This window comes from Methylobacterium sp. yr668 (assembly GCF_900116245.1).
Classification (GTDB): domain Bacteria; phylum Pseudomonadota; class Alphaproteobacteria; order Rhizobiales; family Beijerinckiaceae; genus Methylobacterium.
Genome location: NZ_FOZY01000063.1, coordinates 1 through 10,990, shown reverse-complemented (window position 1 = coordinate 10,990; position 10,990 = coordinate 1). Strand labels below are relative to the sequence as shown.

Here is a 10,990-nt window from a genome sequence, read left to right as displayed (position 1 = left end):
GCGACCCGCTACGATCGCTTGGCCTGCAACTATCTCGCTGCCATCGCCCTCGTTTCCTGTGTCATCGCATGGACCTGAATGAGTCCCCTACCTAGGCTAAATACCCACGCTCGCCGCGCCCGCTTCGGCTGCCTGTCTCACGGTAGATCCGTTCCGAAGCGCCATAGCTATTGCGATCGACGTAGTGTCGACGGCAAGTGCCCGATCCTCTCCGTGGTCGTAGGGGCTATTCTTACCCGAACCCAGCCTTGCGTGAAAGTTGTCAGGGAAATTTCTATCCATCCGTGTCCTCAGCATATTTGTGGCGGCATGATAATCGTCTTCGAAATTCCTGGCTTTTGCCTCAGTTTCGCCTACGTAAACACCTGCCTCTTTCTCTTTAGCCATGGCGCTGTTTCTTCGCTCATATTCGCTACCAAGAAAAAAATGAACAATCTTGGAGATCAGCTGGGTGATAATGTTCATTGGGGTATCCTGAGGGGGCAGCGCTGGACGCGCCCTGTCGTAGAAGACAACGCATCCCGATGGGCTTCGAACCCCGAGGCGCTGTCATTCCCTGTCGAGATGCGCGCCCGCCTCCGTTCTCTGCGCTAGACAGCTTGGCTTCTCATCGGGACGAGCGGCGCTGAGTTTTGTCACTGGCTCGCCAAGGTCGAGACGGACCCGGCCGGGCTTGAGCCCTCATGCCGCGCACTCAACGCGCGGGCCGCTAACGATCGGCGCCAAGTCCTGGCGAGCTACGCCGCCCTGACCCGTCCCGCAGCCTGAGAGGAGCCACCATGTCGAACGTCATCACCCTGACGACACGCACGAAGGCCGACGCCTCGACGGCCCACTATCAGGAGGTTGCCGTGTATGGGCACGCCGGCCCGCTCACCGTCACCTTGGCCCGCCGTGAGGATGCCGCCGGCTGGCTGCATGTCCTGCTGCTCGGATCCGCTGTCGGCCTGGAGATCGTCGCCAGCCTGCCGGACGACGAGAAGGGCCGCGCTGTCGCCGACTTCGTGGGGCCAGCCGTCCTGCGCACTGCGGAGCTGACCGAGACCGAGATCGCTGCTCAGCCGGAGGCTTGCTGATGTCTGAGACCGCCCGTCGCCCGCACCCTGGCCCCACGTCGGCCGACCGCCGCGCCCTCGATCACATCGGCTGCGGCGGACAGCACACGGCTTGCCGACCTCATACCTCCGAAGTGAGTAGGCCCTCACGCAGGCGAACCTCAACAAGCGCGCTACTTTGGGATCATTGGTACCGGTGGAGCTGCCCGTGTCCTCGCCACTCGAAAATATTTTGCTCGAAGAGCTCCGCGACCTGACGGTGCGTTTCGAAGTTCTGCAGTCGGCTCTCGGTATGACTATATCGTTGATGGCCGACGAACAGCGAGTGGCGATCATCAAAATGTTGGCTGAAAACCTCAAGTTAGTAGGTAGCGAAGATCCTCGCGGTGTGGCCGGGGCGACCGTGAAGGATCTGATTGACCTCGCGTTATTGCCTCCAGATGTAGTTCAAGGACGACAGACCGACGGTCAATAATCGATATGGCGGAGTTCGCGAGCGAGGCGGGTGCGTGGGTATGATTGCCTCACGCGTATTCGCGATAGGTAATGCTTGGAGCTGTGCCGGCTGGCAGTTGCTCACACGAAGTGCAGCGGCAGGATCATGAACTGCGCGTGCACGACCAGGCTGAACGCCATGGCAGCCGTCACGACAGCGTCGACGAGGCGGTTCGTCAGGATGATCGGCTTGGTCATCATGGCCTCGTCAGCTCGGCTGTTCTGAGGCGCCTTATGGCCAAGCTGGATGTCTCGAGGATTGCTCCGATTTATGCGTGAGGCTGAGAGGCTGGACGTGCGTCTTCCGAGCGCTCAAACCTCGGTCTCGCGCTTCACGACAGCATCCTCGTCGGTGCCCTTCTGCGCCAAGCCGACATCCGGGCCCTCTGCTGGGTCCGATGGTGCTTTGGGACTGATCGGAGGAGTGGACCGTAGCTCGGTACCCGCTCGAGCCCAGCGCGCAGCGTCGTACTCGGTCTCGGTGAGATCCTGCGTGTTCGAGGTCCGTGGCTTGTCGGGCATCGGACGCTCTCCGTGTTTGGAGGCAACGCGAGAGGTCATAGAGCAGGTCCGGGGGCCGCACCGACGACGAGACGACGGCGTTCGAGGCGAGAGGGACGCTGCGCATTGAGCTACCCCAACCTTGCACACGAAAACGGCGGAGCTCGCACCCCGCCGTTAGCCGATTAGATCATCATCAACGGCGGCTCAGGCAGCCCCCGAGTGGCGGGTCTAAAGTCTCAGGAACTGGCTGGCCGAGCCGACAACCGTCAACGCAAGGCCACAGGCGAACACCCCTATCATCGCGTAAGAGAAGCCCTTCAGGATCATGGTGGGCAGTCCTTCCGATCGGTGGCAGGGTTTGGTGGCGAGGCCGTCGAGATCCGTCCGATTAAGAGCGGAAGCCGAACGGTAGCCCGCCGGTCGAGCGCTCATTGTGCGCTGCACCTATTAACTGAGCAAGTGCAGCAATGATCCCCCGCGAGATCGCTGCCAAGGTCGCCGTGGTCAGCCCGGCCAGCCCCAACTCGGCCGGACAGTGTGCTCCCTCATCGCGACGGTACTGCCATGAGCTGGGTGGCCGCCCACGCAAAGCGGCAGGGCCTGCCGCGCTCGGACTGATCCATGATGCAGGCGCTATCGGCGTTCCAGCGGACGGCCACGTTGTCACGTGACAGCGTGGTCGCGTTACACACGGATTGGCGTTCGGCTGCCTTGTTGGGGTTCCCATCGCAGCCCGGATCCCGCGCCGGACGCCCATAAGGAACGGCTTCAGATTGCCCGGCGTATCTGGTCCGGGAGCATACCAAGGATCGTTTCTACGGTGCCCTGGACGGCCTGAAAGCCGACCTTAAACCCCTCGGCGAAGTCATCGCGCGGGACCCTATCGCTAACGGTAGTCGCCCGTGCGCTTCACCACGTGATCACGTGATCACGTGGCTACTCGCCTCGGTTCAGAGCGTCGAAGTCCCGCCCGTGCTGGCGCAGCACCATCCGGAGCCCCTCGATGTAGAGGTCGTGTGGCTTGCAGTCGGTGGCCGCCGCGATCTCTCGAAGCGCCTTGAACACCTTCGGGTGCGCATAGATCGAGGCGTGGGGCTTCTCGTACCGAACACGGCGCTTGTACCCTTCCGGACCGGCAAGCTCGCTGACGTTCGCCCCATCAAGGACGTTTCCACGCTGCAACGTTTCCACGCTGTCACGTTGCCCCGTGGTAGCGGGGTCGCGTGGTGTGTGGGTGGCGGGTGCGGGCGCCTGCGCAGCGAGCCGGGCGAGCTGGTCGTTAATCGAAGGGCGGGGTTTCTTGCTCATGCCTTCGCGCCTCCGAGCTGCGCCTTAATCCATTGCCAGAGCAGGCGAACCTCGACGGCGGCCTTACCCTTGGGAGCCAGTTCCGTGACGCCCTGCCCTGTCGTCATGGAGTCGAGGAAGTCCGAGCGCGTCGCCACCATCGAGGGTGCTAGCGCCCCGGTGCTCACGAGAGCTGTCGCCGCATCGAGCGTTCGGGCCTGGGTCGTCGGATTGCACTGATTGAGCACGAAGGCGAACGGTCGTCCCAGGAGCCGCAGTTGCTCGACCGTCGGCCGCGCCGCTTCGACGTCCAGGATCGATGGCTTCACCGGCAGGAGGCATAGGCTGGCCTCCCGTAGAACCAGGGCGACGTCAGGTCCGAACCGGCCAGGCGTGTCGACGATCACGAGGGAGACCGCGCCGGCCTCCCGGATCTTGCCGAGCGTGCCGGCGAAGGCCGAAGGCTCGACCCGCTGTATGTCCAGGCCGTTGGCCTCGCGCCGCTGCCCCCATCCTGCGAGCGACGCCTGCTGATCCGTGTCGAGGGCCGCGACGGTCTCACCATCCTGCATAGCCGCGACTGCGAGTGAGGCGGCGAGGGTGCTTTTTCCGGAGCCGCCCTTCTGTGTGGTCAGAGCCAGGACGCGCATCACAGGCCTGCCATCCCGGCCGGGTTCTGCTTGAACAGCTGCCCGGACCGGATGTAGCCGCTCGTCGTGTCGAAGCGCTTGTGCCGGAGCTGTCGCTGGATCGCGTGACCGGGCGCGTCGTTCGCCGCGGCTGAGGTGGCGAGCCCCGAGCGCAACGAGTGCCCGGCATAGGCTGCCGCGAGCTGCCGCGCCTCCTCCGGCGAGTACCCGTCCGCGAGTGCCGCGGCCTCGACGGTGCGCTGTACGATCCGCGCGACAGCGCGATCGGTCACCGCCTCAGTGCCGATATGCCCATGCCTGTCGATCGGTCGAAAGGCCGGCCCCTCGGTCAGGTGGGCTGCATTAAGCCACGCGCGATAGCTGCGCACCGGGCACGTCTCCATGTTCGAGCCATAGGGCACGCCTATCTCGGCGCCCTCCCCCGATTGATCGGTCTTGCTACGAGCGAGATGGACAACCAGACCGTCGGGCCGCTCCTCAACCCAAGCCGCACCATCTCTGCGAGTGACCTCCAGGCCGGCTAACTCGGATCGGCGCAGCGCGGCCGCGAAGCCGACGAGGATCAGCGCTCGATCCCGTCGGCCGGGTAGGGTGTCCGGCAGGGTCGCCACGGCGCGCCGGAGATCCACCGTCATCAGAGGGCGCTTCTTCACCGCCGGCTGGCCGTGTGCCCGCTTGATGCCTCGCCATGTGTCCCGGAACGCCGAGGAGGAGGTTTCCAGATCGAACCCCGCAGCGGCGTGCTGCTCGCGGATCGCGGCAAGACGACGTTGTAACGTGACAACTTTCAACGTGGTCGCGTGGTCGATCAGGTACGCTAGCACTGCAGCAGGGCTCGCCGGTAGGGACGGCTCGCCCCGTGCAGCGCACCAGTTTGCGAAGGCTCGCACGTCCGAGGCATAGGCCCGGCGCGTGTTCGCCGCCCGCGATTGATCCGCGTACTGGCGCGCCTGATCGGCGAACGCCTGCAGTCCGGTCGGTGCTGGGAGGCTGACTTCTGTGCTCAAGGCTGAGGATCCTCAGCTAGCGGCTCGCCCTCGTCGATCGCCGAGACGATCTGCTTCCGAACGAGCTTCAGCGCAGCTTGCACCGGGTCGGCCCAATCGGGGCGCTTGGCCTTCTCGATGGCGTCGGCTGGCACGACGACAAAGAACCGGGTCCGGCCCCTAGAGCGAGCATGCCAGAAGCCGCGCACCTCGATGCCATCCGACACAGGCCGCGCCTTGACGATGAAATCCTGCCCGGCGTGCGAGAAGGCGAGGCGAGGCGGCGTCGATGGCATGCGTGCGTCTGGTGTCCGATAATCTCTTCTTATCGGACCTTAGCTCATAACGCAGGAACTGGCAACGGGATCGCGCTACCACGTTGTAACGTGGTCATGTGGAAGCGTGGCGCTGCTTTTGGATCGGGCTATCGCCGGCCAATGACATGCGGACGCGGTCGGGATGTGCGAGAGCCGGGCGAGCCGAGATGATATTGCCGCCCGGCTAGGGCCGTAGCCTCTGGCGCAGGGGCTCAATCGTTCGTGGGCGGCTTGCTGTTCTTGAAGCCCTTCGTCCTCGGCTCGGCCTTGCGCGGATCTGGCTTGTCGGCAAACACGCGCTTCATCCGCTCGTTGAAGTCCTCGGACGTGACGTGCTGCGCTTTGCCGGTCTTGAGTTCGCGAGCCATATCGGCCTCCGCTAGGTGGCCCATGCACGGGATTGCGCGGAGGGATGAGGCGTCTATGCACCTTTGCCGGTCAGGGCGCCAATTCGATCGGACGTTGCAGCTAGGCTAAGCCGTCGGTGGACGGGGCAGGGGCTCCGCGGTAGGCCTCCGGCATGGCCAAAGAGATCCCCAGCGTCGGCGACCTGCGCCGGAAGTCCGAGGTGACGGACGACGAGATCGAAGCGGCGACCGCCGCCTACCTGAAGAACGAGAACGCCAAGCCGTTCGCCTTCAAGTCCGGTCACACCATCGACGTGGCCAAGGCGATCGAGATGCACCCACAGGCCAAGAAGCTGCTGGCCGATGAGGCGGCCACACCCGACCGGCGTCGCACGATGGTGACGACCGCCGTCATCATGGGTTTCCCCGTTCAGGGGTAGAGGTCACTTCGGCACCCGCCGCCAGGGCGGCCCGCGAAGGTTCGAACTAGGATCTCGGGCTTCCGCCTCTCAGGCGTCGTGTTGGCGCTACTGATCCGTAGCTGAGAAGCTGGCCCTTGCGCTCATCACGAGCTTGCCCGCCTCATCATAGGCTTGGGCTGTGAACTCGTTGACCTCGGTGCGGTAGCCCTCATCGCGCAAGATCTCGGTTAGGAGCCGGCGGAGCGTGTCGCGCAAGGCATCGCGACCGGAAAGTTGCACGCCTTCATCGTCGCGAACCGTGACGTGATCGGACGTCACGATGAAGTACCGAGGCATATGATGCTCCGCCGGCCACGGCGGAGCGTGCCCACCATCACTCGCTTCCGGCTGGATTACTCCGTCGACGACGGGTAACAGTGGCATGTCCGATTGCCGATTGCACCCGTCCTGAGATCTGCTCTCGCTAGCGACGGGGATGCAGATCATTTGATGGCCAAAAATCCGTTCAGACGGATAGGGCGGCCCTCGAAGATTAAGTGGCAAAAGGCGAAGCTGGCTGAGTTACCCTTCCGTATCGTTCAATCTCAGGCCGGTGAACGTCAGTGTCGCCGTATAGACCGGGACGCCCGCCTCATCGCGGATGATCACGGTGTAGGTTTGTCTGTCGCCGTCGGTTGGGATCGCCCACCGCGCTATGTCGGGGAGCGCGATCATCGCCTCCCGGCGCGCGGCTTCGAAATCAGCGCACTTGGTCCCGTCCTCATCGCGCTGGAAATGGCCATCATGGATGTCAAAGAAGTAGCGCGGCATGCCTGTCTCCGCTGTCGGGCGGGAGCGCTTGTCTCTCGGCCGATAGCGCCCAGATCATCCTGCCAGCGGTATTCTAACCTCGCACAGCAATCCTGAGCTTGCATTCATCTACATCAACCTCAGGGCATAATATCGAATGACCTGATGACTCACTCTAGCCTGACAAGCGCTACATACATTCGATGGCGAGCAGGGCGAACGCATCATTTGATGGAGACAATCAGGGCGGATATTGATCGTAAGCCGACGATGTTCTCGACCGCCACAATCATAGATCGGATCGCTCCCGTTCGCCCCAGCCGCACCCGCAGGAAGCCCCATCCGGCCCTCGTGGTGGCTTGGCTCGTCCTGGCCGTCGGGCTCTGGTTCGTCATTCACGCGGTGTCCGGCCGCATCGTCTGGTTCTGGTAGGCCGAGACGAAAAGCCCGCACCGGCGGACCGGGCGGGCTGAAGGTAGATCCTTGAGAGGACGCGTGACCGTATGCGTGCCCGCTCGAGCTGTTTAGCCCCCGCCACCGTTCCCGGCGCCACCGCCACCGCTGCCCGTCGTGCCAACGCGCGAGGGCTGTTCTGCATTGCCCGCCGCGGCCGAGTCCACTGCGATACCATCGGCGGCCCGCCCAGTCGGCGAGTAGCTAGCCGCGCCTTCTTCACCGGTTGAGCCCGGCTGTCGCGTGATGACGCCGGGTGCGCTGGGCGGGACAACGACGGTTGTGCTGGTGGGCGTTTCGATTACCTGCGCGACGGCAGGGGTGACGATCATCGCGGCTATGGCCACGACGAGGGTGAGCGAGGTCATGGGAACTTTCATTTGTGTAGGAAAGGGGGAACCACCAATCCTGCACGATGTCTCCCGAGACCAGTGTCGCACGGGAGGGCAGCGGGTGAGCCCAACGCTTCACCGGCTCGGCCTCGCCGCTCGATCCGATCACGGGCTGGCAGGGTTTGGCTGTCGCAGCACCGATTGGCCTCGACGTTGTGGGAGATTTCTTGCCGCTCGACGAGATCGTGCATCCAATCGTGCGTCGCGGAAGTTAATCTGGAGGACCCGGCAATTCTTGGTCCGCGAGGACCCTGCAATGCCAACTCAGCTTGAGATTTCACTTGTAGACTTTCAGAAATTTTCTGCGCTTGCCCGGGCTATAATTGACAGGAGGCTCGCTCAAATTCCTGAAAGCTCTAGACCGGAATTTTGGTCCATCGTCGCGAAGGTCTATGGCCGAGGGCTTCCAAGGGACGCGGTGACTGCCGACCTCCTCCAAACGCCACCGGAGGTAGCAGATGCTATCAAGGAGCCCGCCAATTCGCGGCCACCCAACCGATCAGATCGCGTTATGGTCGTGGCCGGCAGGTGAGGTCATGTGATGCGCGTCCCATCCTACACCGTCCGCACGCTCGTTTTCTCGCCTGACGGTGAGATGCGGCTCGAGCGCCCGGCAGAGACCTACGCAACGTCCTCTGAGGCTCGCATGGTCTGCAACGAGGTGATCGCCGCGCATCGGGCCGGGGCGATCAGGTCGCTTGTGTAGGTTCACGATGCTTTCGGTGGCCGGGTTGACGCCTGCAACGACAGTTAACAGACCGCAGCTTCGTGCCGCGCGCCATGCGCAGTAGGCTCCAAATCCTCACACGATGGGACGTAGGCACACCAGCCGCACACGCCTTTCTCGGCAGCCTTTGGGGCATTCCACTGTGAACAGGTCGGGCAGATCTCCACCACGATGCGGGAGCCGTGGACGAACGCGAGTCCGCGACCACGGAAGGTGGCTTGGCCTTGGGGAAGGTCATTCGACATCCGTGCTTCTGCGTACTACCGCAGGTTGATGTCAACGGCTGGGGGTTCGGCATTGCTGGGATGGAGAGACCCGTCGCCCGATCCCATCACGGGCTGACGGGGCTTCGGGCAAAGTCCGGCGCGCACTTATCGTGTCTCATCCCCTGACGGGTGACCCTGTCTGCCCCCACATGCCGTAGATGATCACCTTCACACCGAACCCCCACAAGCTGCGCGTGACGCCCTCCGCGAAGGAGCCCGGCCGGTTCGACTGGTCGATCACGCGCGACGGCGTTCTCGTGCGCCAGTCGGTTCGATCCTTCGGCTCGGAAGGCGCGTCAGAGGCGGACGGCGATGCGGCCTTCCGGGAGGTCACTGCTCGGTGGCAGAGCGCTCGCTGAACTCAGCCGCCGAGCGCACGTGCCGATCGGGCACTCCTTCGGACGGACTGGCCTTCTCCATCGTTCTACATCCTGTCGGTTCGACCAGGAGCGGCAGCATGGTGCTTGGGCAGCTGAGGGCTGGGGCACTCAGGGGCAAGCGGCGGTAGCGGTCCCTCGTCCAGCCGCACCTGGTCGTGCCTCCGCTGCCAGTCCACGCAGTGGGTTATGCCGCTGATCTCGATCGCGCCCATCGAGAACGCGAGAGCGCCAGTGCCAACGACGGCGCCCACAACACCGAGCACGAGCCCTTCGAGAACCGCCTCCCTTCGCGCGGAGGCGCGCTCCCACTGCGCGGGCACGAACGCCTGTTCGGCGATGAGGATCAGGCAGGACCAATGCATGACAGTGACCTAAACGCCCGTCGTGGAGCCCAGCATACCCTATCGCTAGCTCGTGATTGCCCTGCCCATATCCGGCAACACGCCCGCCACAACCGGACGGCATGGTCCGCAGTATGACTTTGCCAGCAGCTCAAGCCCTCGGCGTCATGGCCTGCGCCGTGATCGCATCCGCCATCTATCTGGCGACCCTCGTGCACGGTGTCAGGTCCGAGGGTAGCGGCCCACGCTAGGCAAGCGCGACTGCGACGGCGAGGCCGCACCGAGGCCAGGGGGGTAGGCCATAGAGCTGCTCTGCCGTCGCTCGGCCCCCCGACCGATCGCTGTCGGCAGCATGACCCCGCATGGTTAACGGCCCGTCAACAGGTGTAGCTTTGTTCGCGTCTGCCCGTGACACATTGCCGGGTGATGCTCGCGTTCTCGGCTACCCACCTCGCTATGTTCTGCACCCGTTCCATATCTCCAGAGGGCGATGCGGAGCGGCAGAATGGCGAGGCGAGGGGTCTTCTTGCGGGCCGAGGAGGTCGCCTTCCTGAAGGAGGTTCGGCGCTGGTGGCAGCAGTGCGTGCTGGTCCTCACGAGGGGTAAGCCGTAGGAGCCGCTCTACAACGCAACCTCGAAGGTGATCGAGGCGATCGATGATGTCGCTACCAGCGGGACGCTCCCACGCCCCGTCCGGCGCTGCCGCCGGCGCGGTCATGATGAAATTGCCCATGTGACGAGGGTCGCGATTATCGCGGCTAGGAAGCCGGCGCTGACCGCATCCTCCACACCGATAGTCTCCAGCGCCCGGATGGATCCGAGGAAGACGAGCATGACGCCGAGGGTCATGAGCCGGCCGTGCGTGACCTTCATCCAGGCGGCAAATCGGAGATGCCATCCTCGGGGATGCCGAGCCATTTCAGCGCCTCTGCACGTATTCTGAAGGCGTGCTGCTGCGCCGTGAAGGGCGCCGGTCGCTCGGCTGGTGATGTCTCATCGAGGAGCTCGACGAGCCATCCCCACACCGCGTCGCTCCGGCCGACCTCACGCACGAGGGACGCGACGACGGCGCCGTCGAGCAGGACGTCATAGCTGCCGGCGGCGAGCTGTCGGACGGTATAGGTCACGACTCATCCTCCTGCGGGAGCGTCGCATCAGGCGTGCCGGCAGCCTGCTCGGACCAGAGTACCGCCCCATCCACAGCGGCGAGCGTCGCAGAGACCACGGACTCGCTCGGCAGGCCGGACCGATAGAGCTTTGCGAGTTCTACGGCTTCTTCGTATTCATCCGGCGTGGGCCGCGGGGGTCCTATTTCGGCGCGCTGCGGTGGACTTCGATGAGGTTACGGAGACTTTCGATACCAAAGTCTGAGAAGGCCATGGTTCCGTCAGGGTACTGCGGATCGTAGACCCAGATCAGCCCGTCTTCGGGCTCCAGATCGGTAGCGATATCGGCGAGCCAGTCCGCATCTTCGCCGAGCTCCCTTGCGACGAGCGCCAAGGTCCTGACGGCATGGACCTTGTTGATGTGCATCGTCAGGCTGCGATTGCCCTGGTCGACGGCGGGGACCAGTTCCACG

General features: G+C 64.0%; 15 protein-coding genes. 3 read left to right on the top strand and 12 right to left on the bottom strand.

Annotated features, from left to right (window positions below; translation table 11 throughout):
- Nucleotides 1-96 precede the first annotated feature (96 nt).
- Nucleotides 97-465: a hypothetical protein gene (locus BM419_RS30680; protein WP_091928669.1), complete on the bottom strand. Its 369-nt coding sequence runs from the start codon at nucleotides 463-465 to the stop codon at nucleotides 97-99.
- Nucleotides 466-779: 314 nt separating this feature from the next.
- Here BM419_RS30680 and BM419_RS30675 point away from each other — a divergent pair, with 314 nt between their 5' ends.
- Both BM419_RS30675 and BM419_RS32690 read left to right on the top strand, forming a co-directional pair.
- Complete coding sequence (locus BM419_RS30675) at nucleotides 780-1,076, top strand: hypothetical protein (RefSeq protein WP_091928668.1); 297 nt, start codon at nucleotides 780-782, stop codon at nucleotides 1,074-1,076.
- Nucleotides 1,077-1,251: 175 nt separating this feature from the next.
- A complete protein-coding gene (locus BM419_RS32690; RefSeq protein ID WP_175556424.1) occupies nucleotides 1,252-1,530 on the top strand; it encodes a hypothetical protein in 279 nt (92 codons plus the stop codon).
- A 1,460-nt stretch (nucleotides 1,531-2,990) separates the two neighbouring features.
- On the opposite strand, the gene BM419_RS30670 is transcribed toward BM419_RS32690, so the two are convergent.
- The 5 genes from BM419_RS30670 to BM419_RS32685 all read right to left on the bottom strand — a co-directional run bounded on the left by BM419_RS30670 (nucleotide 2,991) and on the right by BM419_RS32685 (nucleotide 5,662).
- Nucleotides 2,991-3,362, bottom strand: coding sequence for a hypothetical protein (locus tag BM419_RS30670; RefSeq protein WP_091928667.1), 372 nt, complete (start codon nucleotides 3,360-3,362; stop codon nucleotides 2,991-2,993).
- Nucleotides 3,359-3,991 carry a ParA family protein gene (locus BM419_RS30665; protein ID WP_056531042.1) on the bottom strand — a complete coding sequence of 211 codons (633 nt, stop codon included), beginning with the start codon at nucleotides 3,989-3,991 and terminating at the stop codon, nucleotides 3,359-3,361. Before BM419_RS30665 ends, BM419_RS30670 begins: the two co-directional genes overlap by 4 nt.
- A complete protein-coding gene (locus BM419_RS30660; RefSeq protein WP_056531038.1) occupies nucleotides 3,991-4,998 on the bottom strand; it encodes a tyrosine-type recombinase/integrase in 1,008 nt (335 codons plus the stop codon). Before BM419_RS30660 ends, BM419_RS30665 begins: the two co-directional genes overlap by 1 nt.
- Nucleotides 4,995-5,273, bottom strand: a complete 279-nt coding sequence (locus BM419_RS30655) for a hypothetical protein (RefSeq protein ID WP_091928666.1) — start codon at nucleotides 5,271-5,273, stop codon at nucleotides 4,995-4,997. The genes BM419_RS30660 and BM419_RS30655 overlap by 4 nt, the downstream gene beginning before the upstream one ends.
- Nucleotides 5,274-5,506: 233 nt before the next feature.
- The gene (locus BM419_RS32685) at nucleotides 5,507-5,662 is read right to left on the bottom strand and encodes a hypothetical protein (RefSeq protein ID WP_165923235.1); all 156 of its coding nucleotides are present in this window, start codon (nucleotides 5,660-5,662) and stop codon (nucleotides 5,507-5,509) included.
- Between the two features lie 152 nt (nucleotides 5,663-5,814).
- Here BM419_RS32685 and BM419_RS30650 point away from each other — a divergent pair, with 152 nt between their 5' ends.
- Nucleotides 5,815-6,081 carry a hypothetical protein gene (locus BM419_RS30650; protein ID WP_056531032.1) on the top strand — a complete coding sequence of 89 codons (267 nt, stop codon included), beginning with the start codon at nucleotides 5,815-5,817 and terminating at the stop codon, nucleotides 6,079-6,081.
- A gap of 87 nt (nucleotides 6,082-6,168) precedes the next feature.
- Here the strand turns inward: BM419_RS30650 and BM419_RS30645 are convergent, their stop codons facing one another.
- The 6 genes from BM419_RS30645 to BM419_RS30610 all read right to left on the bottom strand — a co-directional run.
- A complete protein-coding gene (locus BM419_RS30645) occupies nucleotides 6,169-6,399 on the bottom strand; it encodes a DUF6894 family protein (RefSeq protein ID WP_056531060.1) in 231 nt (76 codons plus the stop codon).
- Nucleotides 6,400-6,624: 225 nt separating this feature from the next.
- On the bottom strand, nucleotides 6,625-6,873 hold the full coding sequence (locus tag BM419_RS30640; RefSeq protein ID WP_056531030.1) for a DUF6894 family protein: 249 nt from the start codon (nucleotides 6,871-6,873) through the stop codon (nucleotides 6,625-6,627).
- Nucleotides 6,874-7,376: 503 nt separating this feature from the next.
- Nucleotides 7,377-7,673, bottom strand: coding sequence for a hypothetical protein (locus BM419_RS30630; RefSeq protein ID WP_082558007.1), 297 nt, complete (start codon nucleotides 7,671-7,673; stop codon nucleotides 7,377-7,379).
- Between the two features lie 2,452 nt (nucleotides 7,674-10,125).
- Complete coding sequence (locus BM419_RS32680) at nucleotides 10,126-10,284, bottom strand: hypothetical protein (RefSeq protein ID WP_157862042.1); 159 nt, start codon at nucleotides 10,282-10,284, stop codon at nucleotides 10,126-10,128.
- Nucleotides 10,281-10,538, bottom strand: coding sequence for a hypothetical protein (locus BM419_RS30615; protein ID WP_056531020.1), 258 nt, complete (start codon nucleotides 10,536-10,538; stop codon nucleotides 10,281-10,283). The genes BM419_RS32680 and BM419_RS30615 overlap by 4 nt, the downstream gene beginning before the upstream one ends.
- A 181-nt stretch (nucleotides 10,539-10,719) precedes the next feature.
- Nucleotides 10,720-10,990: hypothetical protein (locus BM419_RS30610; RefSeq protein ID WP_348273201.1), on the bottom strand; the 271-nt coding region annotated here is incomplete at its 5' end.

What these genes read in the sequence shown, in the direction of transcription:
- BM419_RS30680 (WP_091928669.1), bottom strand. Translation starts at nt 465, where the DNA reads ATGAACATTATCACCCAGCTGATCTCCAAGATTGTTCATTTTTTTCTT.
- BM419_RS32685 (WP_165923235.1), bottom strand. Translation starts at nt 5,662, where the DNA reads ATGGCTCGCGAACTCAAGACCGGCAAAGCGCAGCACGTCACGTCCGAG.
- BM419_RS30650 (WP_056531032.1), top strand. Translation starts at nt 5,815, where the DNA reads ATGGCCAAAGAGATCCCCAGCGTCGGCGACCTGCGCCGGAAGTCCGAG.
- BM419_RS30675 (WP_091928668.1), top strand. Translation starts at nt 780, where the DNA reads ATGTCGAACGTCATCACCCTGACGACACGCACGAAGGCCGACGCCTCG.
- BM419_RS30670 (WP_091928667.1), bottom strand. Translation starts at nt 3,362, where the DNA reads ATGAGCAAGAAACCCCGCCCTTCGATTAACGACCAGCTCGCCCGGCTC.
- BM419_RS32680 (WP_157862042.1), bottom strand. Translation starts at nt 10,284, where the DNA reads ATGAAGGTCACGCACGGCCGGCTCATGACCCTCGGCGTCATGCTCGTC.
- BM419_RS30640 (WP_056531030.1), bottom strand. Translation starts at nt 6,873, where the DNA reads ATGCCGCGCTACTTCTTTGACATCCATGATGGCCATTTCCAGCGCGAT.
- BM419_RS30630 (WP_082558007.1), bottom strand. Translation starts at nt 7,673, where the DNA reads ATGACCTCGCTCACCCTCGTCGTGGCCATAGCCGCGATGATCGTCACC.
- BM419_RS30655 (WP_091928666.1), bottom strand. Translation starts at nt 5,273, where the DNA reads ATGCCATCGACGCCGCCTCGCCTCGCCTTCTCGCACGCCGGGCAGGAT.
- BM419_RS30665 (WP_056531042.1), bottom strand. Translation starts at nt 3,991, where the DNA reads ATGCGCGTCCTGGCTCTGACCACACAGAAGGGCGGCTCCGGAAAAAGC.
- BM419_RS30645 (WP_056531060.1), bottom strand. Translation starts at nt 6,399, where the DNA reads ATGCCTCGGTACTTCATCGTGACGTCCGATCACGTCACGGTTCGCGAC.